This window comes from Pseudarthrobacter enclensis, assembly GCF_001457025.1.
Lineage (GTDB): Bacteria > Actinomycetota > Actinomycetes > Actinomycetales > Micrococcaceae > Arthrobacter > Arthrobacter enclensis.
In genome coordinates this window covers 217,832-243,560 of sequence record NZ_KQ758603.1, presented here as the reverse complement: position 1 = coordinate 243,560, position 25,729 = coordinate 217,832, and the positions used below count along the sequence as shown (strand labels likewise).

Sequence of the window (25,729 nt, the reverse complement as noted above, 5' to 3'; positions counted from 1 at the left end):
CCTTGGAGGAAGCTTCGGGCCGGCGTGCCCGGGGCAGCCAGGTTACTGCGAATATCACTGCGCCCCGCGGCCGGAAGCCCGGTTATCCGGCTGTTTTCGGTAGGCTGGCAGATGTGACTTTTCCAGTAATAGGTGTGGTTGGCGGCGGCCAGCTTGCCCGAATGATGGCCCCTGCCGCGACTGCCCTCGGCTTCGAACTACGTGTCCTGGCGGAGGGGGACGACGTCTCGGCCGTGTCCGCGGTGTCCACCTCCCCCGTGGGCGACTACAAGGACCTGCAGACGCTCCTGGACTTCTCCAAAGGCCTGGACGTCATGACGTTCGACCACGAGCACGTCCCCACCACCCACCTCCGGGCCCTCCAGGACGCCGGCGTCAACATCCAGCCCGGCCCGGACGCCCTGGTCCACGCGCAGGACAAGCTGGTGATGCGCGCCGCCATCGACCGGCTGGAACTGCCCAACCCGGCCTGGGCGTCCGTGGACGATGTGCAGGCCCTGGTCCGCTTCGGCGACGAGACCGGCTGGCCGGTGGTCCTGAAGACGCCCCGCGGCGGTTACGACGGCAAGGGCGTCCGGATCGTCGCGTCGGCGGAGGAAGCGGCGGATACCGCCGACTGGTTTGCGTCGATGAGTCCGCTGCTGGCCGAGGCAAAGGTGGAGTTCTCCCGTGAGCTCTCGGCGCTGGTGGCAAGGACCCCGGACGGCGAAGCCCGGGCCTGGCCGGTAGTGCATACCATCCAGGTGGACGGGGTCTGTGACGAGGTCATCGCCCCCGCCCAGGACATCCCCGTGGAGGTTGCCGCTGCCGCTGAGGACGCCGCCCTGCGGATCGCCGCGGAGCTCGGCGTCACCGGCGTCCTGGCGGTGGAAATGTTCGAAACTCCCGGCTCCGGAGCCGGCTTCCTGATCAACGAGCTGGCCATGCGGCCGCACAACACCGGGCACTGGACCCAGGACGGGGCGGTGACCAGCCAGTTCGAGCAGCATCTCCGCGCCGTCCTCAACCTGCCGCTGGGCGCCACCGACGCCCTGGCTCCCGTGACCGTCATGAAGAACTTCCTGGGCGGCGACAACCAGGACCTCTACGCAGCCTTCCCCCAGGCACTGGCCAGCGAACCGGCCGCCAAGGTGCACTGCTACGGCAAATCAGTGCGTCCGGGCCGCAAGATCGGCCACGTCAACCTGGTGGGCTCCTCCGCCGTGGACGTCGACTCCGTGCGCCGCAGGGCCGGGATCGTGGCCGGGATCATCCGTGACGGGCGGGCCCCGGCAGAAGAGGCACCCCTGACTTTCGAGGAGAACGCATGAGCGCGAACGCAACCGACGGCGGAACCGGAGCAAAGCCCCTGGTGGGCCTGGTCATGGGTTCCGATTCCGACTGGCCCGTCATGGAGGCCGCCGCCGAAGCCCTGGCCGAGTTCGGCATCCCGTTCGAGGCCGACGTCGTTTCGGCCCACCGCATGCCCACGGAAATGATCAGCTACGGGCAGTCCGCCCATGAGCGCGGCCTTCGGGTGATCATTGCCGGCGCCGGCGGCGCGGCGCACCTGCCCGGCATGCTCGCCAGCGTCACTCCCCTGCCCGTGATCGGCGTCCCGGTTCCACTCAAGACCCTGGACGGCATGGACTCCCTGCTCTCCATCGTCCAGATGCCCGCCGGCGTCCCGGTGGCCACCGTCTCCATTGCCGGCGCGCGTAACGCCGGGCTGCTGGCGGTCAGGATGCTGGCGTCGGGCACCGATGAGCTTGCAGCATCGCTGCGCGGAGAACTTATCGAGTTCGCCGCCGACCTCAACGCCGTTGCCTCCCGCAAGGGGGCCAACCTCCGGCAGAAGGTCAGCGAGGTCTTTGCCGACGGCAGCGGGGCACTGCGGGGCAACCGTTAGGACGGCCGGGATGACCAGCAGCAAAGTCCCGCTGAACGGGTCCGACACGTCCCTCACCGATCCTGTCCGCTATCCGGTGAGCGCGTCGTCGCCCGTGCGGACCAAGCGCGCCTTCGTCCTGATCCTGCTGACGCTGTTCATTCCCGGCAGCGCCCAGCTGGTGGCGGGCGACCGCAGGCTCGGCCGTGCTGCGCTGAGGGTGACAATGTCGGCCTGGGCGGTTGTCGTCGCCGCGCTTCTCCTGCTGCTGTTCAACCGGTCGCTGCTGATCAGCATCATCACCAACCAGTTCGCCTCACTGCTGATCATCCTGGTCCTCGTGGCGCTGGCTGTGGGATGGGCCGTGCTCTTCGTCAACACCCTGCGGCTGATCCGCCCGGTGCTGCTGGTGCCCAAGGCGCGTCCCGCCGTCGTCATTGCCCTGGTCCTGGGCCTGGTCGTCAGCAGCGGGTCGCTGGGGTATGCGGCCTACCTGCTCAACGTTGGCCGCAACGCCATCGGCAGCATCTTCTCTTCCGGACCTGCCATCGACCCGGTCGACGGCCGCTACAACTTCCTGATGATGGGCGGGGACGCCGGCGATGACCGCACCGGCAGGCGTCCCGACAGCCTGTCCGTCCTGAGCGTCGACGCCGAGACCGGCCAGACCGCCATCATCTCCATCCCCCGGAACTTCCAGAACGCCCAGTTCACCGAAGACTCCCCCATGCACGCCATCTACCCGGACGGCTATAACTGCGGCGACGAATGCCTCATCAATGCCATCAACACCGAGGTCACCAACCAGCACACGGACCTCTACCCCGGCGTAGCCGATCCCGGCGCCCAGGCCACGATGGAAGCAGTGTCCGGAACCTTGGGCATGCCCATCCAGGCGTACGTCCTGGTGGACATGGAAGGCTTCTCCACCCTGATCGACGCGATGGGCGGCATCCGGATCAAGGCCGGCGGCTGGGTGCCCATGAGCGGCTACTTCGATGAGGCCACCAAGACCCACGGCATGCCGCTGGGCTGGATTCCGGCGGGCGAGCAGACCCTGAACGGCGAGCAGGCGCTCTGGTACGGCCGGTCCCGCGAGTACGTTGACGACTACGCGAGGATCCAGCGCCAGCAGTGCGTGCAGCAGGCAATGCTCAAGCAGCTGGACCCCGCCACCCTGCTGTCCAAGTTCGAGGACATCGCCAACGCCGGCACCAAGGTGGTGGAATCCAACATCTCCTCCTCGCAGCTGGGCAGCTTTGTGGACCTCGCCATGAAGGCCAAGGGCAAGGACGTCAAGCGGCTCACCCTGGGCCCGCCCGACTTCGACGCGTCCTTCTCCACGGTGCCGGACTTCGACCAGATCCACCAGCGCGTGGACGAGCTGCTCGCCGCAGCGTCCGGCGCCCAGTCCGCGGGAGTGTCCGACGACGTCATGGCGGTCCCTGCCGCAGGCGGCGGCCGGGTGCAGGCATCCGGCAGCCACTCCCCCGCGGTGCTCCGTCCCGCCGGCAGCGTGGCTGCCCAGCCGACGCCGTCGGACTTCACCCCGGTGACCACCACGCCCGACGGCGAGCCCATCACCGCCAGGATGCTGAACCAGCTCAAGAGCGAAGGCAACGAGGAAGCCATCCGGCAGCTCGTTGCCACCAATGGACAGTGCCGGCCGCTCTGACGGCCTTGCCGCAGCGGCTTTGAGCGCCCTACCAAGAAACGGAACGGTTGTGTACGAGATCGAGAACGTCCTGCGGGACTACGCCTGGGGTTCCACCACCGCCATCGCCGCCCTCCTGGGCCGGCCGGAATCCGGCGGCCCTGAGGCGGAACTGTGGATCGGCGCCCACCCCGATTCGCCGTCCACCGCCCATGTTCCGGAGGACGGAAGCAGGACGGCCCTGGATGCCCTGATCGAATCAGACCCCGAACATTTCCTTGGGGCGGACTCGGTGGCACGGTTCGGGCCGCGGCTGCCGTTCCTGGCCAAGATCCTGGCCGCGGCCCAGCCGCTCTCCCTCCAGGTCCATCCCAGCCTGGAACAGGCCAGGGCCGGGTTTGCCCGTGAGAACGCGGAAGGCACGGCCCCGGACTCCCCGCAGCGCAACTACCGCGACGACAACCACAAGCCGGAGATGATCCTGGCCCTGACTCCCTTTGAGGCCCTGTGCGGGTTCCGGCCGGCAGCAGCCACCAAGGACATCCTCCGGCAGGTCCAGGACGCCGTGCAGGACGCCGGGACCCCGTCCGGAGATGCCCGCACCGGGGATACTTCCGGGACTGAAGGCGCCACGCTGGTGGCCGCACTCATCGACGACCTCGACGGGGACGAAGGGGCCGCCCTGCGCCGCGCGTTCGAACGGCTCATCTCCGGAGGCGACGAGGTGGCGGCAGCCACGTCCCAGGTGGTGGCGGCGCTGATTGGCCGCGGCAGCCTCGAGCCCTACGCCGCGGAACTGGGGACCGTCATCAGTCTCAACGAAAAGTATCCGGGGGATCCCGGTGTGCTGATCTCGCTGCTGCTGAACCGCATCTCGCTGCAGCCCGGAGAGTCGGTCTACCTGCCGGCCGGCAACGTCCACGCATACCTGCACGGCCTGGGCGTGGAGGTGATGGCGTCCTCGGACAACGTCCTGCGCGGCGGTCTGACCCCCAAGCACATCGACGTTCCGGAACTGCTCCGCACCATCGATTTCCGGCCCGTGGCCGTACCGATGCTCAGCGCCGAAAAGACGGTGCTGGACCAGGAGATTTTCCGGCCGCCGTTCTCGGAGTTCCAGCTCCAGCGGATCGAGCTGGCCCACGGCGGCGGCCCGGTGCCGCTGGCGCAGTCCGGCGCCGCCGTCGTGGTGGTGGTGGCGGGGAGCATCTACCTGGATTCACCCAAGGGCGACCTCCGCCTGGACCGCGGCGGCAGCGCCTTCCTGGCAGCTGCCGAGGCTCCGGTGAACGTGCACCTGGCCTCGGACAGCACCGGTCCGGCGCTGGCCTTCGCGGTGACGACCGGTCTTTAGCCGCGGCGGAGCAGGCCGCGGGCACGGCCGGCAGCGGACTTTGCCAGGCGGCGAGCCGTCTGGAGTCCCTTGCGTGCCAGCGGCATGGCCCTGGCGTAGGCAGGGTAGAGCGGTGACAGCGGCTTCTCCCAGGTTCCCAGCAGCATGTCCTCGTGCTTGGCGAACTGCTTCTTGAAATCGGAGATTCCGTCATTGAGCAGGCCGTTGAAGTCGTAGCGGGAGCAGCCGTCTTCGCGCATGGACTGCAGGGCAGCCCACTTAACGCCGTAGTTCACCCGCTGCTTCTGCCCCTCGGCGGACACTCCGCCGTACAGTTCGAAGGCCGTGGTGCCGCTGCGGGCAAGCCAGACGAAGGCCAGCATCTGCTCACCGTCGAAGGCCCCGATCACCGGTGAGCCGTCGCCCAGGTTCCGGAAGATGTCCCGGTAGTACTGGTCCTCGTGGATGCCGAAGCCGGCACGGTCAGCCGTCTCGTGGTAGATGGCCAGGACCTGTTCGAGTTCGGAGTCGGTCTTGACTTTGCGGAACTCGATGTCGCTGCGCATTGCCTTGCGGATGTTGGCGCGGGTCGACTTGGACATGTCCGCCATGAGCTCGTCATCGGTCCTGGTGAGGTCCAGGATCAGCGTCCGGGGAATGAGCACCGTGTTGGCGGATTCGCGGAAGCCTGCCCCTGCGACGGCGCCCGCGTAGGCTGAATCGCGGTCCCAGTCGGGTTCGATGCTGAGGGCCACTCCGTGGTGGCGCGAGGCAGCGTGGCCGGCCAGGCTGTTGAGCACGGCCTGGGTGTGCTCGACGGCGCACAGGGGACCCCGGGGGATGTAGACGAGCGCGCGGAACGGGAACGGCAGCTGCCTGATGAGCAGCTGCGCGCCGCCGATGGTGGTGTCACCGTCTTTGAGCAGCACGCGGTCCACTGACCAGCCGTGCATGGCTTTGGTCTCCCCCCAGCCCCACAGCTGCTGCGGATGCCCTTTGAACATGTCGACGGATTCGTCCCAGAGGGCGCGGTCAGTACAGGGCACAACAGCAGGAATCATGGCTTAAACCCTATACCAGCCTTAAAGACCGGAGCCCCGGAACGCGCACGGCGGGGGCCGTCAGCGTTCCGGGGCTCCGGGGTGGCAGGGGGTCAGCTCTTGCGGGCGTAGCCTTCCCACTTGCTGGCCTGGTGCTCGCCGTCCACGAAGCGGATGGTGCCGGACTTGGAGCGCATGACGATGGACTGGGTGAGGACCTTGTCCTTGGAGTAGCGCACACCGCGCAGGAGGTCGCCGTCGGTGATGCCGGTCGCCGCGAAGTAGCAGTTGTCGCTGGAGACCAGGTCATTGGTGGACAGGACCCGCTCGAGGTCGTGGCCGGCGTCGAGCGCCTTCTGCTTCTCTTCGTCGCTGGTGGGCCACAGCCGGCCCTGGATCACGCCGCCGAGGGACTTGATGGCGCATGCGGCCACAATGCCTTCGGGGGTGCCGCCGATGCCCATCAGGGCGTCGACGCCGGTGCCGGAACGGGCGGCGGCGATGGCCCCGGCGACGTCGCCGTCCATGATGAACTTGGTGCGGGCGCCGGCTTCACGGATTTCCTCGACCAGCGGGCGGTGGCGGTCGCGGTCAAGGATCATGACGTTGAGCTGGTTGACCTTTACGCCCTTGGCTTTGGCGATCAGGTGCAGGTTCTGCTTGACGGGCAGGCGCAGGTCCACCATGTCCGCAGCTTCCGGGCCGGTGACCAGCTTCTCCATGTAGAACACCGCGGAGGGGTCGAACATGGACCCGCGCTCGGCCACGGCCAGGACGGCCAGGGCATTGTTGATGCCCAGCGCGGTCAGCCGGGTGCCGTCGATGGGGTCGACGGCGACGTCCACCTCGGGGCCGGTGCCGTCGCCCACGCGTTCGCCGTTGAACAGCATGGGTGCTTCGTCCTTCTCGCCTTCGCCGATGACCACGACGCCGTTGAAGTGGACGGTCTGCAGGAAGGAGCGCATGGCGTCGACGGCCGCGCCGTCGGCGGTGTTCTTGTCGCCGAAGCCCACCCAGTGGCCGCCGGCGATGGCGGCCGCCTCGGTGACGCGGACCAGTTCGAGGGCAAGGTTGCGGTCCGGCTCGTCATTGCCCACGGCAAGGGACGGTGAGATCGTGGAGTACTTCTGGGTCATGGACGCTGGTGACACGTTAACCTCTTCTTCGAGTGGCGATCATTGAACCCGCCCGCCGGAGCGGCTGGGCGGTGATTCCTCTGTTTCCGATCATAGTCGCGGCGGACGTCGCTGGACGGCGGATGACGCGGGCGCGCAATGTGCGGGACGTTGCGCAGGATCCGTCGAATGGAAGTCCCGTGCCGGCATGGGCGACTATGGAGGGGTGAACGAGATGCAGGAAAAGACCAGCCCCAGCCCCGACCCCGCCGGATCCGCAGGCGGCGGCACCCCGGGCTCCGACGGGTCCGGCACCCCCATAAAGCCTGTCATTCCGGCGGCCGCGGCCAAGCGGGCCAACGCGTCGGTGATTGGCATGGTGATTGCCCTGGTGGTCAGCATCGCCGCCTTCCTGCCGGTCATCCTGATGAACCCGTTGCCCAAGAGCGACGGCTACCGGCCGGACATCGATGTTGCCGGCATCGCGCAGCGGGCAGCGGATGTGGCGGGATTCACACCCGTTGCACCGGACACCGGCAACGCCTTCCGCGCCAACTACGCGCGGTGGGAAGCCGGCACCGGAAACGGGGTGCCCACCTGGGAAGTGGGATTCCTGACGCCCAAGGAGTCGTTCATCGGCCTGGTGCAGACCAGCAAGGCCAATCCCACCTGGCTGCTGCAGCAGACCAAAAACGCCCCCGTCACCGGGTCCCGCAACGCCGGCGGCCAGGACTGGGAACTGCGGGACACCGGCAAGGGCGAGAAATCCATGGTGCTGGACTACCGCGGCACCACCGTCGTCCTGTCCGGAGCGGCCCAACTGGACGAATTCGCCGCCCTCGCCGACGCCGTCGTGGCATCGATGGACAGCAACCCTGCCGTCACAGTTTCTCCATCGGCCACTGCCGCACCTTAATGTAGTAAGCGTGGCTACTAATCTGACTCCTGCACTGGCCTGGCGCCGCCTGCGCGAAGGCAACGAACGGTTCGTCAACGGCGAATCCTCGCACCCGAACCAAAACGCCGACCACCGGTCGTCCCTGGTGGAGACGCAGCACCCGTTTGCTGTGATCTTCGGCTGCTCCGACTCGCGCCTCGCCGCCGAAATCATCTTCGACGTCGGCCTGGGCGACGTCTTCGTGGTCCGCACCGCCGGCCAGGTCATTGACGACGCCGTTCTGGGCTCGCTCGAATACAGCGTCGGCGTGCTGGGGGTGCCGTTGATCGTGATCCTCGGCCATGACAGCTGCGGCGCCGTCACCGCCACGAAGTCAGCGGTGGAAACAGGCGAGATGCCCTCCGGCTTCATCCGCGACCTCGTGGAACGCATCACTCCGTCGGTCCTGACCTCGCTGCGCAATGACCAGCCTGAGGTCAACGACATGGTGGTGGAGCACGTCAAGCAGACCTCCCAGCGCCTGGCGGACAGCTCCCGTGTGATTTCGGACGCAATCGAGGAAGGCCGCACGGCCGTCATCGGCCTGTCCTACCGGCTGGCCGAAGGGCGCGCGGACCTGGTTTCCGGCATCGGCGAGGTGTAGTCCCCCTCGCACCGCCGTGAAGCGGGTGCGGGACGGCCGCGTCAGGCCGCCCTGCGCCCGCTTCACGGTTTTCGAAGGGGTACCCGGGAGCCATAAGCTAGCCCCATGACTTCCACTGAAGAGTTCCGCATTGAACATGACACGATGGGCGAAGTCCGCGTCCCCGTGAACGCACTGTACCGCGCACAGACGCAGCGGGCAGTGGAGAATTTCCCCATCTCCGGCAAGACCCTCGAGCGCACCCACATCGAGGCGCTGGCCCGGGTGAAGAAGGCCGCAGCCCAGGCCAACGCAGAACTGGGCGTGCTCGACGGCGAGCTGGCCAAGGCGATTGCAGACGCAGCCGATGAAGTGGCCGCCGGCAAGTACGACGGCGACTTCCCCATCGACGTCTTCCAGACCGGTTCCGGCACCTCGTCGAACATGAACACCAACGAGGTCCTGGCCGAGCTGGCCACCCGCGCCCTGAAGGCCGCCGGCAGCGACAAGGTGGTCCACCCGAACGACCACGTCAACGCCTCGCAGTCCTCCAACGACGTCTTCCCCACGTCCGTGCACGTGGCCGCCACCTCCGCGCTGATCAACGACCTGATCCCCGCCCTGGGCTACCTGGCCGAGTCGCTGGAGCGCAAGGCCGTTGAGTTCAAGGACGTCGTCAAGTCCGGCCGAACCCACCTCATGGACGCCACTCCGGTCACCCTGGGCCAGGAGTTCGGCGGCTACGCAGCCCAGGTCCGCTACGGCATCGAGCGCATCAACGCCTCCCTCCCCCGCGTCGCAGAGGTTCCGCTGGGCGGCACCGCGGTGGGCACCGGCATCAACACCCCGGCCGGTTTCCCGGAGCGCGTCATCGAACTGCTCGCCACGGACACCGGCCTGCCGCTGACCGAGGCACGCGACCACTTCGAGGCACAGGCCAACCGCGACGGCCTGATCGAGGCGTCCAGCCAGCTGCGCAATATCGCCATTTCCTTCATGAAGATCAACAACGATCTCCGCTGGATGGGTTCGGGCCCCAACACCGGCCTCGGCGAAATCGCCATCCCGGACCTGCAGCCCGGCTCATCGATCATGCCCGGCAAGGTCAACCCGGTCATCTGCGAAGCCTCCATCATGGTGGCCGCCCAGGTCATCGGCAATGACACCGCCATCGCCTGGTCCGGCACCAACGGCGCCTTCGAGCTCAACGTCGGCATCCCGGTCATGGCCGCGAACCTGCTCGAATCCATCCGCCTGCTGGCCAACACCAGCCGCGTCATGGCGGACAAGATGATTGACGGCATCACCGCCAACGTGGAGCGCGCCCGCTTCCTGGCCGAGGCGTCCCCCTCGATCGTGACGCCGCTGAACAAGTACATCGGCTACGAGAACGCCGCCAAGATCGCCAAGACCGCCGTCAAGGAGGGCCTGACCATCCGCCAGGCAACCGAGAAGCTCGGCTTCGTCGGCGAGGGCGAGGGCAAGGTTTCCGAGGCCGACCTCGACAAGGCACTGGACGTCACCACCATGACGGCCCCGGCACACAAGGCCTAGCCACTCCCCTTTTCGCAAGGCCCGACGGCGGCCGGCACCTTTCGCACGAAAGGCGCCGGCCGCCGTCGTTCTTTAACGCAATGGCGATCCGCCCTAATTTTGCACTATGAATGATTGAGTGCAAAACTTTACTTTGTGACTGATAGTGCAACTTCCGATGGCCTGCGCGAGCGCAAGCGGAGGGCCACCCGCACCGCCATAACCTCCGCCGCCCGTGCCCTCACCTCCGAGAAGGGCCTCAACGGCTACACCGTGGAGGAAGTCTGTGAGGCGGCCGGGATCTCCCGCCGGACCTTCTTCAACTACTTTCCCGCCAAGGAAGACGCCATCATCGGGCACGCCGAGGACGATGTGCCGGCGGAGGTTATCGATGAGTTCGTGGCCGGAGGTGCCGACTCTCCCGCCGGAGACATCTCCCCTACCCTGTTCAGCGACCTGGTCCGGCTCTCGCTCCGCCTCGCCGAAGACATGACGGCCTCCGAGGAGGAAACCCGGCAGCTGATCGCCGTGGTCAAGAAGGAACCCCAGCTGATCCTGCGCATTATCGGCGTCACCGAGCAAAGGGAAGCCCAGTTTGCCCGGGACGTGGCCCGCCGTGAAGGCGTCACCCCGGACCACCCCGTAGTGCAGATGGCAGTGGTCCTGCTCAGCACCATCGCCCGCAAGAGCAGCATGGCCTACTTCTCCGACGGCAATACCCGCAGCTACCGTGACCTGCTGCTGGAGAACATCACCGCGGCCAGCCTCCTGTTTTCACAACCATTCGATATCCCGGCCACCGCCGCAGAAGGAAGACCATGAGTACGCAAACCGCCAAGCCGCCCGCAGGGCCACTCCTGCTGACCCAAAAACGCATCTGGATCATCTTCTCGGCCCTGATCGCCGGGATGCTGCTGTCCAGCCTGGACCAGACCATCGTTTCCACGGCGATGCCCACCATCGTGGGCAAGCTCGGCGGCGTAGAACACCAGGCCTGGATCACCACCGCCTACCTGCTGGCCACCACCATCGTCATGCCCATCTACGGGAAGTTCGGTGACATCCTGGGGCGGCGCAACCTGTTCCTGGTGGCCATCGCCCTGTTCACCCTCGCATCGGTTGGCTGCGCCCTGGCCACCGACTTCTGGGGTTTCGTCATCTTCCGCGCCATCCAGGGCCTGGGCGGCGGCGGCCTGATGATCCTGTCGCAGGCGATCATCGCCGACATCGTTCCCGCCAACGAGCGCGGCAAGTACATGGGCCCGCTGGGTGCCATCTTCGGTTTGTCCGCTGTCGCCGGTCCGCTGCTGGGCGGTTTCTTCGTGGACCACCTCACCTGGGAATGGGCCTTCTACATCAACATCCCTGTCGGCATCGCCGCGTTCGCGATCGCCTGGTTCGCCCTCACGCTGCCGAACAAGAAAGCCGAAAAGCGGATCGACGTCCTGGGCGTCGTCCTGCTCTCCGCCGCCACCACCTGCCTGATCTTCTTCACCGACTTCGGCGGCAAGAAGGATGAGGGCTGGGATTCACCGCTGACCTGGGCGTTCGGCGCCGGGCTGCTGGTTTCCGCCGGCGCGTTCGTGATGGTGGAGCGGCGGGCGGAGGACCCCATCATTCCGCTCAGCCTGTTCCGCAACCGCATCTTCATCAACGCCACGGCGATTGGCTTTACCCTGGGCCTGGGCATGTTCTCTGCCATCGCCTTCGTTCCCACGTTCCTGCAGATGTCGTCCGGGACCTCCGCAGCAGAGTCCGGGCTGCTGATGCTGCCGATGATGGCCGGGCTCATGGGCACCTCCATCTACTCGGGCATCCGGATCTCCAAGACCGGCAAGTACAAGGCGTTCCCCATCCTCGGCGCCGCGCTGACCATGGCGGCCATGCTGTGGATGACAACCCTTGCCGCCAGCACCCCCATCTGGGTCATCTGCGTCCAGTTGTTCGTCTTCGGTGCGGGCCTGGGCCTGATCATGCAGGTGGTGGTCCTGGTGGTCCAGAACTCGGTCCCGGCGGACCAGATCGGCACCGCCACCAGCACCAACAACTACTTCCGCGAGGTGGGTGCCGCCATGGGCGTGGCCATCTTCGGTTCCCTTTTCACCACCCGGCTGTCCGAATCGCTCACCACCGCCTTCACCGGCGCCGGAGCCTCGGCCGAGCAGGCCTCGCAGTCCACCAGCACGCTGGACCCGCAGGCCCTCAACCAGCTTCCGGAACAGCTCCGGGATGCCATCGTGAACGCCTACGCGGACTCCCTGGCCCCGGTGTTCTGGTACCTGCTGCCGTTCATCGCCGTGGCACTGCTGCTGGCCATCACCCTCAAGCAGATCCCGTTGTCGGACACGGCGGGTATGGTGGCCCGCGGTGAGGCAGTGGGCGGGGAAGAAGCGGAGCGGCTGGCGGCGGGAACATCCCTCCCCGGCGCTGCCACGGCCCAGGACTTTGACGCCGCGGAATCCGGCACCTTGCCGGAGCCCGGGGTCAGGGACGACGACGGCGAGCTGGTTTCACCCGGCCGCTGACCGACCCGGCAGGGCAACGCAGTCCATGCCCGCCCGGGCACGCACAGGCCGCAGGGACGCCGCAATCTTGGGGGTTGCGGCGTCCCTGCCCTGTCGGCCACCTGTCAGGGCTCGTAGTGCACTGATCCTCCCGGCTGGAGCGCCTGGTGGATGCTTTCCCGGTCCTTGGGCCTGATGTCGGGCAGCCCGTCGGGCGGGAACCAACCCACGGCGAGTGATTCGTCGTCGTTGACACGGGGTTCTCCGGAAACGTGGCGGCAGCGGAACACGATGTCCAGGAAGTCGCACACGTCGCCGTTGGGAAAGGTGACAGGTCCTGAGACACCCACGGACACCATGCGCTCCGTTTCCGCCACCACCGCGGTCTCCTCGAAGATTTCCCGGACCAGTCCGGGGCCGGGGTGTTCCCCGGGCTCGAGGAGGCCTGAAATCAGGGCCCACCGGCCGTTGTCTGAGCGCTGGCCCAGGAGGATGTGGCCCGCGGCGTTGACCACCACGCCGCGCACTGCAGGGATCCACAGGGGGTCGTGGCCGATCTTTTCACGGAGTTTGAGGATGAAGTCGGGTGCCGCCATCCCTTCAGCCTAGCCGCCGGCGAAACGCCCCCGCGGCAACCCCTACCCTGCCGGCACCAGCACCATTGCCACGGCCGCGCCTGCCAGCATGAATGGTCCGAACGGGATGTTTGAGCGCAGCGTGCCGCGGCGGCTGGCGAGCAGACCCAGGCTCCAGAGGCCGCCCAGCAGGAAGGCACCGAAGGTTCCCGCAAACACATGCCCCCAGCCGAGGTAGCCGAGGTACATGCCCAGGACCCCGGCAAGCTTGACGTCGCCGAAGCCCATGCCGGGCGGATAGGCGAGGCGCAGGACAAAATAGAAGAGCCACAGGGCTGCTCCCCCGGCAAGGATGCGGCCGCCGGGGACCCCGAAAAGCCCGGCGACGGCGTCGGGGACGTCAGCCCCGGTCAGCAGGACCGCGGACGCCGCCGCAAGCAACAGCACCCCGGCCACGGCGTAGGACGGGAAAACGATGCGGTTGGGCAGCAGGTGGTGCCGGACGTCTATGACGGTGAGCCGCACGGCCATTACCGCAAAGTAGAGGCAGGCGGCCAGCACCAGCCAGAACGCCAGGGGGGTGCCCTGCCACAGGTCGCCAAGTCGTCCGATCACCCTCCGGATGCTACTGGAATTCCCCTGCCTGCCGGAGCGTGTCCGCGTAAACTGTGGATATGTCGACCTGGGACGCCCGGCACCGGCCGGACCCCGCCGGCGGAGGATCCCCCGCAGATCCCGCCACCTTCCGCAATCTGTGCCGGTCATCGCCGTGGAAATGGCAGTCTTTGAGGTTCGAGTACTGGGACGAACCTTTTCCGGAAGCACCGGCGCCTGCAGCGCCCCTGGTCAGGTGCTGGCTGCGGCGGCCGGAGGCCCTGAGGCTGGAGAGCCCGGACGGCCTGGTCCTGCACAGCACTACGGGAATCAACGATTCCCGGGACGGCCTGTACGTGAGTTCCACCCGGAAATCATGGCTACTCCCGCCGCACCTGGTCTCACCCGTCTACGACGGGTCAGGGCTGGTGAAACGCCGGCCGGAGGCCGCCTATGGCGAGCCCGGGTTCGGCAACGGCCGCTTCTCGGCTGCCCTGGATCCTGTGGAACTTGCAGGCAACGCCCCGGTTCCGCTCGAATTTCCGGGAAGCAACGCGGTCCAGGTGGAGGGTCCCGGCGTGGTGGAACACGAAGGCAGGCCGGCGCTTGAAGCGGTGGTGGTTCCAACGCCTGCCTATCACCCCGGCGATCCGGCCGCTCCCCTGTGCCTGCCCGGCCGCACCCTGGTCCGCATCGACCGCGGAACCGGTGTCTGCGTGGCCAGCCGCTCCCTGGAGCCGGAAACGGAAGGGTACGGCCACTGGTTGCGGATCCTGGGCGTGGACGAGTACATGCTCGATGACCTGTTCGTCGCCGAGCCGGCGAACCTGACGGATGTCCGCCGGCATATCAGCTGGGACATTCCAGCCTGATGTGACAGCGCGCGGGGGGGCCACATCGGCTAGGCTTCGCGGATGATCCCGATGAGCTCCCTGTGGCCGCTGTACGACCTCCACCTCACCACTCCGCGGCTCGAGCTCCGTCCCGTCCAGGACCAGGACCTTCCGGCGGCCGTCGAAGCCGCGCTGGCGGGGATCCACCCTCCCGGCAAAAGCCCGTTCAGCACGCCCTGGACCGAGGCGCCGCGCGATGAGATCGGCGCCAACATGGCCCGCTGGCATTGGAAGTGCCGGTCCGAATTCACCCCGGAGGCGTGGAGCCTGCTGTTCGGCATCTGGCATGAGGGCCGGTTCGTCGGTTGCCAGGACGTCGGGGCAAGGAACTTCGCTGCGCTGAAGACCGTCACCACAGGGTCCTGGCTGACGCAGTCGGTCCAGGGCCGCGGCCTGGGCGCTGAGATGCGTGCCGCCGTCGTGCTCTGGGCCTTCGACTGGCTGGGCGCCGACGTGGCCGAATCCGAAGCCGCGGTGTGGAACAGTGCTTCCCTCGGAGTCTCCCGTTCCCTCGGCTACGAACTGAACGGCATCACCCGCAAAGCCTGGGGCACCAAGGTCGAAACCCTCCAGCACGTCCGCCTCACCCCGGAGACCTTGAAGCGCCCGGAGTGGAAGCTAAAGGTAGAAGGCCACGAGCCCGCGGCCAAGTTCCTGCATGTCACGTAAGTGCGGGCCAGTGGTCAGGTTCGTCCGCCTCTAGCCCTTCGCCGTCGCTTAGCGCGTAGGTCCCTTCCCAACGCGGCGCTCCGGTCGGCGATGCGCTCCTACACGAAGCACTGGGACCGGACTCGTGCGTGGGGCAGCCTTCCGGCAGCGTGCGTCAAAGGCGACGAAGGAGCCAGCACGCAGAGGAAGGGTGCCCCACGCACCCCCGTTAGCCCTCCAGCAGCTCCGTGACGAGCGCTGCGATCGGCGAGCGTTCCGAGCGGGTCAGGGTGACGTGGCCGAAGAGCGGGTGTCCTTTCAGGGTTTCGACGACGGCGGCGATTCCGTCGTGCCGCCCCACGCGCAGGTTGTCCCGCTGGGCGACGTCATGGGTGAGGACGATCTTGGAGTTCTGGCCGATGCGGCTCATCACGGTCAGCAGGACGTTCTTTTCAAGGGACTGCGCTTCATCCACGATCACGAAGGCATCGTGCAGGGAGCGGCCGCGGATGTGCGTGAGCGGCATGACCTCGAGCATGCCCCGGTCCATGACTTCCTCCACCACTTCCTGGCTGACCAGGGCCCCGAGGGTGTCGAAAACCGCCTGCGCCCAAGGGTTCATCTTCTCGGACTCCGAGCCCGGAAGGTAACCGAGTTCCTGGCCGCCCACGGCGTACAGCGGACGGAACACGATGACCTTGCGGTGTTCCCGGCGTTCCAGCACGGCTTCCAGGCCGGCGCAGAGAGCGAGCGCTGATTTGCCTGTTCCGGCGCGGCCGCCGATGGACACGATGCCCACCGACGGGTCCATCAGCATGTCGATGGCCAGCCGCTGTTCGGCGGAGCGTCCGTGAAGCCCGAAGACGTCCCGGTCGCCCTTGACCAACCGCACCTGCTTGTCCGCCCCCACCCGGCCCAGGGCAGAGCCGCGGTTGGACAGCAGCACCAGCCCGGTATTGACCGGCAGTTCGGCGGCAGCGGGGATGAAGACCGGTTCGTGGCCGTACAGGGTGGAGATCTCCTCCTCGTTGGCTTCCACCTCGGCCACCCCGGTCCAGCCGGAATCCTTGACCAGTTCATTGCGGTATTCATCGGCGGTGAGGCCCATGGCGGACGCCTTGACGCGCATCGGCAGGTCCTTGGAGACCACGGTGACGTCTTTGCCTTCGTTGGCCAGGTTCTTGGCGACAGCGAGGATACGGCTGTCGTTGTCGCCGCTGCGGAACCCGAGTGGAAGCACCTCGGCGGAAATGTGGTTGAGCTCCACCATGAGCGTGCCGCCGTCGTCACCGATGGGGATGGGCTGGTTCAGTCCGCCGTGTTTGACCCGGAGGTCGTCGAGCAGCCGCAGGGCCTTCCGGGCGAAGTAGCCGAGTTCGGGGTCGTGCCGTTTGGCTTCGAGTTCGGTGATGACCACCACGGGGACAATGACTTCGTGCTCGGCGAAGCGCAGCAGCGCCCGGGGGTCCGACAGGAGGACCGAGGTGTCGATCACGAAGGTGTGGATCAGGGATTCCCTTCCGGAGACGGCAAAACCGGCCGCAGCATCGGTTGCTGCGCCGGCTTGTTCAGTGGCTCGCTCGGCGCGAGAGGTAGCTGTTCCTGCCTGGTCTGAGAGGACCGTGTGCAGTTTTTCAGAAGTAGCCACATCGACTCCAGCCCCGGGCCCCAGCCCGGCTTTGTTATTGGTGAGGCGGCTCGGCCACGAGGCCGGGTCCGGCCTCCCATACAATCGGTGCGATGTTTCGCTCCATGTACTGGCCTCCCCGATCAGCCGGCGGTTTTGCCTGCTGATGGATATAACGTAAATCCAGCCCCGGGCATTTCCGCAACCATTACGCGGCGATTCCTGTTGCGGCCGTGTGAACTCCCCGTGAACCGGAAGTGTCAGGTGCCGAAGCGCCGCTGCCGGCCGGCGTAGTCACGCAGCGCCCTGAGGAAGTCCACCTTGCGGAACGCGGGCCACAGGGCTTCACAGAAGTAGAACTCGCTGTAGGCGCTTTGCCACATGAGGAACCCGGACAGCCGCTGCTCGCCGGAGGTCCGGATCACCAGGTCGGGGTCCGGCTGGCCGCGCGTATAGAGGAACCGGGAGATGTCGTCGACGCTGAGCTCGTCGGCGAGCGTCGGGATGTCCTTCCCTTTGGCCACGGCGTCGTGCAGCAGTTCCCGCACGGCGTCCACGATCTCGCGCCTCCCGCCGTATCCCACAGCCACGTTGACGTGGATTTTTTCGTGGACCGGGGTCCTCGCGGTCAGCTTGTTCAGCCGCTCGGCGAGGTAGCCGGGAAGCAGTTCGGGGGCGCCCATGGCGTGGACGGAGATGTTGGCGTCCTCATCCAGCCGGTCCAGGGTGTTGGCAATGATGCCCATCAGGAGGTCGAGTTCCTCGCTGGACCTGTTCATGTTGTCCGTGGACAGCATGTACAGGGTGACAACCTTGACCCCGAGTTCCTGGCACCAGCCCAGGAACTCGTGGATCTTATCGGCACCGGCCTGGTGGCCTTGGCTGGTGGGGGCGTTGAACTGCTTGGCCCAGCGGCGGTTGCCGTCCACCATGACACCGATATGGCGGGGTATGCGGTCACGGGACAGGTCCCGGAGCAGCCGCCGTTCGTAAAAGCCGTAGAGGAACCCGGGCAACTCCACGCGTCCACTCACCTGACTTTCTCGCTCTACGTACTTGCACATCCTAGGCTACCGCCCGCGCGCGGCAGCCCCAGCCGGCAGCCTCCCACTGCTGCCCGGCGCAACGCTACCCGTCAGTAACTTACTAGAACGTAAGTTATTCTGGAGCCATGAACAGCGACGCCCCCGGGGCTCCGACTCCCCCGCGGGAAGGGGACAGCACCACACCTGCCGGACCGGACAAAAGCCCGGTTGACGAGGCGGCTGTCCGCCTGGCCGAGCTGCTGATGATCAAGCCGAAGTGGCGCGGCTGGATCCACACGGTCGCTGCCCCCTTTGCCCTCGCGGCGGGCATCATCCTGGTGGTCCTGGCACCGACCGCGGACCGCAAGGTGACCTCCGCCATCTATGCCGCCACAGGCGTCCTGCTGTTCGGCGTCAGCGCGGTCTACCACCGCGGAAACTGGTCGCCCCGGGTGAAGCGGGTACTGAAGCGGCTGGACCACACCAACATCATGCTGGTCATAGCAGGCAGCTATACCCCCTTGGCGTGGTCGCTGCTGGAGCGGCAGCAGGCCGTGCTCCTGCTGTGGATCATCTGGTCCGGCGCCATTCTGGGAGTCCTGTTCCGCCTGTTGTGGACCGACGCTCCGCGCTGGCTGTATGTCCCGATCTATATCGCTTTGGGCTGCGGCGCGCTGTTCTACCTGCCTCAGTTCTTCCAGGCCAGCATCCCGGCGGCAATCCTGATCTGCGCCGGCGGGATCCTCTACATTGCCGGCGCCGTTTTCTACGCCTTGAAAAAGCCGAACTTCAGCTACCATCACTTCGGCTTCCACGAACTGTTCCACGCGTTTACCGTGCTGGCCTTCGCCGCCCACTTCACCGCGATTGCCATCGCCGTGCTGGGCTGACGGGGGTCCCGGCGGCCGGGCCCCTGACTAGTCCCGGGCCTTGCCTAGTCCCGGGGCCTGGGGCTCCCGGGCGCCAGGCCGTTCCCGCCGGCGTCGGGGGCATCCCCCGGAGTGCCCGGCTCTTCGCGGGCTTCCTCGGCCGCCACGTCGGCTGCGGCAGCAGCGGCGATGCGCTCTTCCTCCACCTGCGCCCGGTACCGCACCCGCCGGATCCTGCGCACCATGTCCACGATCAGCAGCGCCGTGGCCACCACGAAGAATGCCGTCATGATGAAGCCCAGCAGCCCCGGGGTCACCTGGTCCTCGGATATTCCCTCACGCAGGGTGGGGGTGGGCAGCGGTGTGGGAGTGGTGGCCAGGCGGAGGAGCAGACTTTGCACGTGTATACCTTCGAGGGGGTCGGATTGCGGCAGGACCTGCGCCGTGCGTGAAGCGCCCGGGGCTATCTTCTACGCGGCATAGAAATCGCTGCGGGTTCTATCTTAGCCCGGCGAACAAGTCCGTTTCGGGCAGTTCTGAGTGGACCCGCGACTTGATCAGCGAGTAGTCCTCCCAGGGCCAGACGCGCCGCTGCATGTCCGCGGACACGGCAAAGAAGAACCCCAAGGGGTCCACCTGCGTGCGGTGGGCACGGAGCGCGTCGTCCCGTACCTCGAAAAAGTCTCCGCAGTCCACCTGGGTTGTGGTGGGGTGGGCCGCAGGCGGCGGAGTGTGGCCCTCGGCGTCGGACTCCAGCCAGGCCGCCAGCCGCTCGGCATACGGTGACTGGAGCCCCGCCTCCTCGAGGGCGAAGTGCAGCGCGCGAAAGCGTTCCGGGCTGAAGGCACGGTCGTAATAGAGCTTGCGCGGCTCCCACGGTTCGCCCGCACCGGGGTAGCGGTCCGGGTCGCCGGCGGCCTCGAAGGCTTCCACGGCGACCTTGTGCGCCATGATGTGGTCCGGGTGCGGGTAGCCGCCGTTCTCGTCGTAGGAGAGGATGACGTGCGGCCTGAAGGACCTGACCAGCCGGACCAGTGGCGCCGCGGCGTGGTGCAGCGGCAGCGTCGCGAACGAGCCGCCCGGCAGCGGAGGCAGGGGGTCACCCTCGGGGAGGCCGGAGTCCACGAAGCCCAGCCAGCGCTGGCTGATGCCGAGGATCTTCGCGGCGCGGTCCATTTCGAGGCGCCGCGCACCGGCCATGTCCCGCTGGGGATGGGGCTCGCCTTCGACTGCAGGGTTCTGGATGTCCCCGCGTGAACCGTCGGTGCAGGTGGCCACCATGACTTCCACCCCCGCCGCAGCGTACTTGGCCATGGTCGCAGCACCCTTGCTGGATTCGTCGTCCGGGTGGGCATGCACTGCGAGCAGCCGGAGCGGTGCCGTGGAGGTGCTGGACGCTGTCATGGAAGGACGGCTCCTCATTCATCTGGGTTGCTGTTGGCGGTGCTGGCGGATGGACAACGCTGCGGGAGCCCGGGCGGTTGGCCATCTCCGGAAGGGCACTAAACTGGTCTGGTGACTTCCCCGGACCGGCCGGCCCCATCCGCGCCTGCAGACACTAGCCTAGCCAATCGGTATGGCGGCCAAAAGCGCCGGCTGCCCCGCGGAGCCAAGCGCGCCATTGTGGGCGGCGCCCTCGCCGTCGGAATCGGTTTCCTGGCCTGGGTTTCCACCTCGAATTCCCTGTCCTCGGTGACGTTCAAGGACATCGGCTACAGCACCCCGGATGCCACGGTGGCGGAGGTGGACTTCCAGGTCACCCGTGAGCCCGGCACTCCGGTGAAATGCGCGGTCAAGGCGCTGGATTCAAAGTATGCGGTGGTTGGCTGGAAGGTGGTCGATGTTCCGTTCACTGCACCGGAGGGTGCGGAGGACACGGTCGACGGCGGCAGGACAGTTTCGCAGCGCGTGACGGTCCGGACGGAATCGCTGTCCGTGTCCGGCGTCGTGGACAGCTGCTGGGCCACCGATGGCAGTAGCCCGAAGATGTGACCCGCACCGCTTGCTTATTGGGTTAAGTCCATGGGATTGACTACAATGGATCAATACCTTCACCCCGCTGAGCTGGTTGCTGTTCCACAAGTGGCCACCGTGGCGGGGTCTTTTGCATGTAGGACCACTAGAGGAGAAGTCCGTGTCTACCACCAACAGCGCAGCTGCAGCCTGGCTTACCCAGGAAGCTTTTGACCGCCTGAAGGCAGAGCTGGACCACCTTTCCGGCCCTGGCCGGGCGGAAATTGTCCAGAAGATCGATGCTGCCCGCCAGGAGGGTGACCTCAAGGAGAACGGCGGCTACCACGCTGCCAAGGAGGAGCAGGGCAAGATTGAGGCCCGCATCCGCCAGCTGACCGTGCTGCTCCGCGATGCGCACGTGGGCGAGGCTCCGGCAGACGACGGAATCGTGGAGCCCGGCATGATCGTCGTGGCCCGGATCGCCGGGGACGAAGAGACCTTCCTTCTGGGCTCGCGTGAGATCGCGGGCGACTCGGACCTGGACGTGTTCAGTGAAAAGTCGCCGCTTGGCTCGGCCATCCTCGGCCACAAGGAGGGCGAGACCCTCAGCTACACTGCCCCCAACGGCAAGGACATCACCGTGGAGATCCTTTCCGCCAAGCCGTACGCCGCGTAGTTTCCGGCACCAGGCACAGCGCCTGCCATCCTTCGGGTGGCAGGCGCTGTGCTGTTTCGGCTGTACCCCGGCAGTCAGCGCGCAGGCTACCGGGGGATGGCGCGGTCGCGCTGCCTTTCCGGGCCCGAGCGCGGGCGCAGGATGAGCGCGGCCAGCACTCCCCCGGCGGCACCGCCCAGGTGGGCCTGCCAGGAGACAAACCCGGACACGATGGGAAGCATGCCCAGCAGGATGCTGCCGTAGCCCATGAAGAGGACCACGGCCAGGAGGATCTGCTTCCAGCTGCGGTTGAAGAACCCGCGGACTAGGAGGAAGGCAAACAGGCCAAACACCAGGCCGCTGGAGCCGATGGTGATTCCGCCGTCGCCGATCAGCCAGACGGTGATGCCGGATCCCAGCCAGCTGAAGGCGAGGGCCGTGAGGAACACCCTGAGCCCGGAGAGGAACACCAGGAAGCCGAAGATGATCAGCGGCAGGCTGTTGGAGAGCAGATGGTTCAGGTTGGCGTGCAGCAGCGGGAACGTGAAGATGTCCAGGAGCCCGTCCGCGCTCCGGGGCCGCAGCCCGAAAGTCCGGGTCAGCGATCCCAGCGTCAGGGTGTTGAAAAGCTCGATGATGAAGAGCAGGACCACGAAGCCACCCAGGACCAGCAACCCGCCCTTGGCGCGCGAGGCAGTGGTTTGCGGCTCCCGGAACCCCCCATTGCGCATCAAGCCGGCCATGCCTGCCCCTAGTGCACCACGATGGGCTGGAAGCCTTCGGCGCGCAGTGCGCTGAGGACCTGTTCGCCGTGCTGGTGGCCCTTGGTTTCCAGGTTGACCGTGATGGAGACGTCGCCCATGCTGATCGATCCGCCCACCCGGGTGTGGTCCAGGCCGGTGACGTTGGCGTCGTTCTCGGCGATGATCCGGGCGATCGTGGCCAGCGAGCCCGGCCGGTCGTCCAGCATCATCCGCACGGTCATGTACCGTCCGGCCGCGGAAAGGCCCCGCTGGATGACTTTCAGCATCAGCATGGGATCGATGTTGCCGCCGGAGAGGACGACGGCGGTGTTCCCCGGGTTTTCGATTTTGCCATCCATCAGGGCCGCGACCCCCACGGCGCCGGCGGGCTCCACCACCATCTTGGCCCGCTCCAGCAGGAAGATCAGTGCGCGTGCCAGCGAGTCTTCGCTGACGGTGACGACGTCGTCGACGAGCTCGCGGATGATGCTGAATGGCAGCTGCCCCGGCCGTCCTACGGCGATGCCGTCGGCCATGGTGGATACCTTCTTCAGCGGTACCAGGGCGTCGGCAGCGAGGGAGGGCGGATAGGCGGCGGCGTTCTCCGCCTGCACGCCGATGATCCGGATCTCCCGGCCGAGTTCCCGGGCACGGGCCTTGATGGCGACGGCGACACCGGCCAGGAGCCCGCCCCCGCCAACGCCCATCAAGACGGTGTCCACGTTGGGCACCTGCTCCAGGATTTCCAGGCCCACCGTGCCCTGGCCTGCCACGACGTCAACGTTGTCGAAGGGGTGCACGAAGACCATGCCCGTTTCGTTGCTGTAGCGCTGTGCCTCGGCCAGCGCCTCATCCACGTTGTGCCCGTGCAGGACCACTTCGGCGCCGTGGCTGCGGGTGGCGGCCAGCTTGGGCAGGGCAACGCCCAGGGGCATGTAGATGCGGGCTTTGATTCCCAGGCTCTTCGCGGCCACCGCAACGCCCTGTGCGTGGTTGCCGGCGGAGGCGGCGACGACGCCGCGCTTCTTTTCCTCGGGCGAGAGGCGGGCCATCCGGACGTAGGCGCCGCGGACCTTGAAGGAGCCGGCGCGCTGGAGGTTCTCGCACTTGAAATAGACCTCGCCGCCCACCTGGGTGCCCAGCGCCCGGGAGGATTCCACCGGAGTGCGCGCAATAATCCCGTCAAGCAGCTTCTGCGCCTCCAGGACATCGTCCAGCGTGACGGGAAGGGTTTGCAGGATGTTCACGGACTACTCTCCTCTGGGTTCGTCCCCGGCGCCCCGTTGGGAGGTGGAGCGGGCACCGCGGTGTTCAGCTGTGGTGCCGGCCGGGGATCCGTTGCCGCCCACCGTTTCCGGCGGTTCAACGTCCTCGATGGTGTTGTCCCCGCCAGCGGGGGCTGTCAGGGGCTTCCCGGCTACTACCGGCACCTGTTCATGTTCCCACGTTCTGGCGGCGATGTAGCGAACGGCCGAGTTTGCTACGGCCAGGATGGGCACTGAGAACAGCGCGCCGGGGATGCCGGCAAGGTAGGAACCGGCCGCGACGCTGAGGATGACGGCCACCGGGTGGAGGGACACCGCCTTGCCCATGACCAAGGGCTGGAGGATGTGGCCTTCGAGCTGCTGGACCAGCAGGACGATGGCCAGCATGATCAGGGCGTTGACCGGTCCGTTGGCCACGAGGGCCAGCAGGACGGCAATGGCCCCGGTGACCAGCGCGCCGACCACGGGGATGAAGGAGCCGAGGAACACCAGCACGCCCAGCGGGAGTGCCAAGGGTACCCCGATGATGGCGGCACCCGCGCCGATGCCCACGGCGTCCACTGCCGCCACGAACATCTGGATGCGTGCGTAACTGACCATCGAGGCCCAGCCCTTGCGCCCGGCCCCAAAGGTGGCGGCCCGGGCCTTGCGCGGCAGCAGGCGGACCAGGAAGGCCCAGATCCTGTCGCCTTCGAGGAGGAAGAAGATCAGGATGAACAGTGCCAGCAGCAGGCCGGCGGCAAAGTGCCCGGCCGTGCTGCCGAAGGACAGTGCGCCGCTGAGGATGCTGCTGCTGTTGTTCTGCAGTGCATCGCTGGCTTCCTTGACATACTCGTCGATTTGGGCGGCGGTAAGGTGGAGCGGCCCGTCGGAGAGCCACGTCTGGACCTGCCGCACGCCCTCCAGCGCCTGCTGCCACAACTCGCCGAAGCCGATGACCAGCTGCCGTCCCACCAGGGCCAGCGCACCGGAGATGACGGCAATGAAGCCGAGGACTGTCACGGCGACGGCCAGCCCCGCCGGCAGGCCGCGGCGCTTCAGCCACGCCGTGACCGGGCTGAGCAGGCCGGCAAGGAGCGCTGCGACCATAACCGGGATGATGAGGAACGTGATGTGGCTGAGCAGCCAGATCAGCGTTCCTGCCATCAGGAGGATCAGGCCGAGCCGCCAGGACCAGGCCGCAGCGATCCGCACTCCGTACGGTATGTCCCGGTCCAATTCCCGGTCGGCCAGGACCCGCAGCGGCGCAGCCTTGGCCTGCGCAGCGGAGGGCCCGGCGGCGGCTGCGGGCCGGGTAACGTCGTCCTCGTTGGGCGTCATAGACCCCATACTTCCGCAGCAGCCCGCCAATGGGAAACTTCAGGCCTCCGTGGCGGGATCGTAGTCGATGCCCCATTGCATGCTGAAGGATTCGCCGGCGGCGAGCCAGCGCAGCCCGTCGCCGGAGTTGAACGCATTCGCCGGCCCGGTCATTGGTTCGACGGCGAGCGCCCGGCTGCGGCCGGGGTAGACGGTGCTGACGAAGACGTGGACGTAGCCGCAGGCCTCGTCCTGCCAGAGGCTGACGCTGCCGGCCCCCGGTGCGGAGAGCACGTGGCGTGCCCGTCCGCCGTCGAACGCCAGTCCCGTCAAGGCGACGTCCACGCTGAGGTCACCGATGTGCCGGCCGTCCCGGAAGTCGGTGTCCCCCTCAACCGGGGCGGCGCTCCGTGGAATGAGCCGCTCGTCTGCCAGCAACCGGGTGTCCGCCTTGACTGTCAGCACCAGGTCCTCCACAGGGGTGTCCCCCAGGCGCAGGTACGGGTGGGCGCCGATAACGAAGGGGGCAGGCGCGGCGGAGTGGTTGGTGAGTGTCTGTCGCACCGCCAGGCCCAGGCCGGCGGTCAGCTCGTAGCGCACTGTGTGCCGGGCCAGGAACGGGTAGCCGTGCTGGGGAAAGATGGTCGCTTCCAGCGTGACCGAGTGCGGGGATTCGTCCACCAGCGCGTACCCGGTGTTGCGGAGCAGGCCGTGGCTGGCGTTGTTCCGGGACACTTCGGTGATGTCCAGCTGCTGTTTCCTGCCGTCCAGCTGCCAGGCGCCGTCCTCCACCCTGTTGGCCCAAGGGGCGAGGGTGATGCCTGCGCCGCCGGGCGGGATCTGGTCATCGCCGTAGGTTTCCGTCAGGAGCACTCCTCCCCGGCTGAACGAACGCAGCCCTGCCGCAAGCTCGGTGACCACGGCGGCCGCGTCGCCTCGCTGCAGCTCGTACTGCCGTCCGGTGGCGAAGGAGCGGAGCTGGCCGGCAACGGGTTCCTGGGAAGAAGAGGGTGTCAT

At 67.1% G+C, this 25,729-nt stretch carries 26 protein-coding genes; 14 read left to right on the top strand and 12 right to left on the bottom strand.

The features are described 5' to 3' along the window. The first annotated feature begins 113 nt into the window (after positions 1-113). Genes AS031_RS13570 through manA form a run of 4 tightly spaced genes read left to right on the top strand, consistent with a single transcriptional unit; the run spans position 114 to position 4,875 of the window. Positions 114-1,310: a 5-(carboxyamino)imidazole ribonucleotide synthase gene (locus AS031_RS13570; RefSeq protein ID WP_074446984.1), complete on the top strand. Its 1,197-nt coding sequence runs from the start codon at positions 114-116 to the stop codon at positions 1,308-1,310. Continuing rightward, on the top strand, positions 1,307-1,888 hold the full coding sequence (gene purE, locus AS031_RS13565; protein ID WP_058268683.1) for a 5-(carboxyamino)imidazole ribonucleotide mutase: 582 nt from the start codon (positions 1,307-1,309) through the stop codon (positions 1,886-1,888). The genes AS031_RS13570 and purE overlap by 4 nt, the downstream gene beginning before the upstream one ends. 10 nt (positions 1,889-1,898) lie before the next feature. Next, complete coding sequence (locus AS031_RS13560; RefSeq protein WP_058268682.1) at positions 1,899-3,542, top strand: LCP family protein; 1,644 nt, start codon at positions 1,899-1,901, stop codon at positions 3,540-3,542. 49 nt (positions 3,543-3,591) lie between these two features. Then, a complete protein-coding gene (manA, locus tag AS031_RS13555) occupies positions 3,592-4,875 on the top strand; it encodes a mannose-6-phosphate isomerase, class I (protein ID WP_058268681.1) in 1,284 nt (427 codons plus the stop codon). Here the strand turns inward: manA and AS031_RS13550 are convergent. Both AS031_RS13550 and glpX read right to left on the bottom strand, forming a co-directional pair. After that, positions 4,872-5,915 (bottom strand): lipid II:glycine glycyltransferase FemX, encoded by a 1,044-nt coding sequence (locus AS031_RS13550; RefSeq protein ID WP_058268680.1) that lies wholly within the window; start codon positions 5,913-5,915, stop codon positions 4,872-4,874. The two genes, manA and AS031_RS13550, sit on opposite strands and share 4 nt — an antisense overlap. 92 nt (positions 5,916-6,007) lie before the next feature. Then, positions 6,008-7,030: a class II fructose-bisphosphatase gene (gene glpX, locus AS031_RS13545; protein WP_176716550.1), complete on the bottom strand. Its 1,023-nt coding sequence runs from the start codon at positions 7,028-7,030 to the stop codon at positions 6,008-6,010. 214 nt (positions 7,031-7,244) lie between these two features. On the opposite strand from glpX, the gene AS031_RS13540 reads away from it, so the two are divergent. From AS031_RS13540 to AS031_RS13520, 5 genes are all read left to right on the top strand, one after another. After that, positions 7,245-7,925 carry a DUF4245 domain-containing protein gene (locus AS031_RS13540; RefSeq protein ID WP_228379637.1) on the top strand — a complete coding sequence of 227 codons (681 nt, stop codon included), beginning with the start codon at positions 7,245-7,247 and terminating at the stop codon, positions 7,923-7,925. 10 nt (positions 7,926-7,935) lie between these two features. Beyond that, complete coding sequence (locus tag AS031_RS13535) at positions 7,936-8,550, top strand: carbonic anhydrase (RefSeq protein ID WP_058268677.1); 615 nt, start codon at positions 7,936-7,938, stop codon at positions 8,548-8,550. Between the two features lie 105 nt (positions 8,551-8,655). After that, entirely contained in the window at positions 8,656-10,083 is a 1,428-nt protein-coding gene (locus tag AS031_RS13530; protein WP_058268676.1) for a class II fumarate hydratase, read from the top strand. 135 nt (positions 10,084-10,218) lie between these two features. After that, positions 10,219-10,884, top strand: a complete 666-nt coding sequence (locus AS031_RS13525) for a TetR/AcrR family transcriptional regulator (RefSeq protein ID WP_058268675.1) — start codon at positions 10,219-10,221, stop codon at positions 10,882-10,884. Continuing rightward, positions 10,881-12,587 (top strand): MDR family MFS transporter, encoded by a 1,707-nt coding sequence (locus AS031_RS13520; RefSeq protein ID WP_058268674.1) that lies wholly within the window; start codon positions 10,881-10,883, stop codon positions 12,585-12,587. The genes AS031_RS13525 and AS031_RS13520 overlap by 4 nt, the downstream gene beginning before the upstream one ends. Before the next feature lie 104 nt (positions 12,588-12,691). Here the strand turns inward: AS031_RS13520 and AS031_RS13515 are convergent, their stop codons facing one another. Beyond that, positions 12,692-13,162 carry an NUDIX hydrolase gene (locus AS031_RS13515; protein WP_058268673.1) on the bottom strand — a complete coding sequence of 157 codons (471 nt, stop codon included), beginning with the start codon at positions 13,160-13,162 and terminating at the stop codon, positions 12,692-12,694. Positions 13,163-13,204: 42 nt separating this feature from the next. After that, on the bottom strand, positions 13,205-13,756 hold the full coding sequence (locus AS031_RS13510; protein WP_058268672.1) for a prepilin peptidase: 552 nt from the start codon (positions 13,754-13,756) through the stop codon (positions 13,205-13,207). A gap of 59 nt (positions 13,757-13,815) precedes the next feature. On the opposite strand from AS031_RS13510, the gene AS031_RS13505 reads away from it, so the two are divergent. Both AS031_RS13505 and AS031_RS13500 read left to right on the top strand, forming a co-directional pair. Then, on the top strand, positions 13,816-14,607 hold the full coding sequence (locus AS031_RS13505; RefSeq protein WP_176716546.1) for a hypothetical protein: 792 nt from the start codon (positions 13,816-13,818) through the stop codon (positions 14,605-14,607). A gap of 42 nt (positions 14,608-14,649) precedes the next feature. Further along, positions 14,650-15,297, top strand: coding sequence for a GNAT family N-acetyltransferase (locus AS031_RS13500; protein ID WP_058268671.1), 648 nt, complete (start codon positions 14,650-14,652; stop codon positions 15,295-15,297). A 208-nt stretch (positions 15,298-15,505) separates the two neighbouring features. Here the strand turns inward: AS031_RS13500 and AS031_RS13495 are convergent, their stop codons facing one another. Next, a complete protein-coding gene (locus AS031_RS13495) occupies positions 15,506-16,924 on the bottom strand; it encodes a PhoH family protein (protein ID WP_058268670.1) in 1,419 nt (472 codons plus the stop codon). A 239-nt stretch (positions 16,925-17,163) separates the two neighbouring features. Beyond that, positions 17,164-17,925, bottom strand: a complete 762-nt coding sequence (locus AS031_RS13490) for an isoprenyl transferase (RefSeq protein WP_141688841.1) — start codon at positions 17,923-17,925, stop codon at positions 17,164-17,166. Positions 17,926-18,176: 251 nt separating this feature from the next. Here AS031_RS13490 and trhA point away from each other — a divergent pair, with 251 nt between their 5' ends. Beyond that, a complete protein-coding gene (trhA, locus tag AS031_RS13485; RefSeq protein WP_058268767.1) occupies positions 18,177-18,818 on the top strand; it encodes a PAQR family membrane homeostasis protein TrhA in 642 nt (213 codons plus the stop codon). Between the two features lie 44 nt (positions 18,819-18,862). Here the strand turns inward: trhA and AS031_RS13480 are convergent, their stop codons facing one another. Both AS031_RS13480 and mca read right to left on the bottom strand, forming a co-directional pair. Then, positions 18,863-19,198, bottom strand: a complete 336-nt coding sequence (locus AS031_RS13480; protein WP_058268668.1) for a hypothetical protein — start codon at positions 19,196-19,198, stop codon at positions 18,863-18,865. Between the two features lie 97 nt (positions 19,199-19,295). Then, positions 19,296-20,201: a mycothiol conjugate amidase Mca gene (gene mca, locus AS031_RS13475; RefSeq protein WP_058268667.1), complete on the bottom strand. Its 906-nt coding sequence runs from the start codon at positions 20,199-20,201 to the stop codon at positions 19,296-19,298. 111 nt (positions 20,202-20,312) lie between these two features. Between mca and AS031_RS13470 the strand changes: the two genes are divergently transcribed. Further along, entirely contained in the window at positions 20,313-20,789 is a 477-nt protein-coding gene (locus AS031_RS13470) for a DUF4307 domain-containing protein (RefSeq protein WP_058268666.1), read from the top strand. 142 nt (positions 20,790-20,931) lie between these two features. Then, positions 20,932-21,426 carry a transcription elongation factor GreA gene (gene greA / locus AS031_RS13465; protein ID WP_058268665.1) on the top strand — a complete coding sequence of 165 codons (495 nt, stop codon included), beginning with the start codon at positions 20,932-20,934 and terminating at the stop codon, positions 21,424-21,426. An 86-nt stretch (positions 21,427-21,512) separates the two neighbouring features. Here greA and AS031_RS13460 read toward each other — a convergent pair whose 3' ends face one another. The 4 genes from AS031_RS13460 to AS031_RS13445 are packed head-to-tail and all read right to left on the bottom strand — an operon-like array spanning position 21,513 to position 25,729. After that, positions 21,513-22,148 carry a rhomboid family intramembrane serine protease gene (locus AS031_RS13460; protein WP_058268664.1) on the bottom strand — a complete coding sequence of 212 codons (636 nt, stop codon included), beginning with the start codon at positions 22,146-22,148 and terminating at the stop codon, positions 21,513-21,515. An 8-nt stretch (positions 22,149-22,156) separates the two neighbouring features. After that, the gene (gene ilvA, locus AS031_RS13455) at positions 22,157-23,395 is read right to left on the bottom strand and encodes a threonine ammonia-lyase (RefSeq protein WP_058268663.1); all 1,239 of its coding nucleotides are present in this window, start codon (positions 23,393-23,395) and stop codon (positions 22,157-22,159) included. Between the two features lie 3 nt (positions 23,396-23,398). Further along, positions 23,399-24,733 (bottom strand): AI-2E family transporter, encoded by a 1,335-nt coding sequence (locus AS031_RS13450; RefSeq protein WP_176716545.1) that lies wholly within the window; start codon positions 24,731-24,733, stop codon positions 23,399-23,401. A 39-nt stretch (positions 24,734-24,772) separates the two neighbouring features. Continuing rightward, a complete protein-coding gene (locus tag AS031_RS13445) occupies positions 24,773-25,729 on the bottom strand; it encodes an aldose 1-epimerase family protein (protein WP_058268662.1) in 957 nt (318 codons plus the stop codon).

Coding starts and splice junctions, on each gene's coding strand:
- purE (WP_058268683.1), top strand. CDS start 1,307: ATGAGCGCGAACGCAACCGACGGCGGAACCGGAGCAAAGCCCCTGGTG.
- AS031_RS13560 (WP_058268682.1), top strand. CDS start 1,899: ATGACCAGCAGCAAAGTCCCGCTGAACGGGTCCGACACGTCCCTCACC.
- AS031_RS13550 (WP_058268680.1), bottom strand. CDS start 5,915: ATGATTCCTGCTGTTGTGCCCTGTACTGACCGCGCCCTCTGGGACGAA.
- glpX (WP_176716550.1), bottom strand. CDS start 7,030: ATGACCCAGAAGTACTCCACGATCTCACCGTCCCTTGCCGTGGGCAAT.
- AS031_RS13540 (WP_228379637.1), top strand. CDS start 7,245: ATGCAGGAAAAGACCAGCCCCAGCCCCGACCCCGCCGGATCCGCAGGC.
- AS031_RS13530 (WP_058268676.1), top strand. CDS start 8,656: ATGACTTCCACTGAAGAGTTCCGCATTGAACATGACACGATGGGCGAA.
- AS031_RS13520 (WP_058268674.1), top strand. CDS start 10,881: ATGAGTACGCAAACCGCCAAGCCGCCCGCAGGGCCACTCCTGCTGACC.
- AS031_RS13515 (WP_058268673.1), bottom strand. CDS start 13,162: ATGGCGGCACCCGACTTCATCCTCAAACTCCGTGAAAAGATCGGCCAC.
- AS031_RS13505 (WP_176716546.1), top strand. CDS start 13,816: ATGTCGACCTGGGACGCCCGGCACCGGCCGGACCCCGCCGGCGGAGGA.
- AS031_RS13500 (WP_058268671.1), top strand. CDS start 14,650: ATGATCCCGATGAGCTCCCTGTGGCCGCTGTACGACCTCCACCTCACC.
- mca (WP_058268667.1), bottom strand. CDS start 20,201: ATGACAGCGTCCAGCACCTCCACGGCACCGCTCCGGCTGCTCGCAGTG.
- AS031_RS13460 (WP_058268664.1), bottom strand. CDS start 22,148: ATGGCCGGCTTGATGCGCAATGGGGGGTTCCGGGAGCCGCAAACCACT.
- AS031_RS13450 (WP_176716545.1), bottom strand. CDS start 24,733: ATGACGCCCAACGAGGACGACGTTACCCGGCCCGCAGCCGCCGCCGGG.
- AS031_RS13445 (WP_058268662.1), bottom strand. CDS start 25,729: ATGACACCCTCTTCTTCCCAGGAACCCGTTGCCGGCCAGCTCCGCTCC.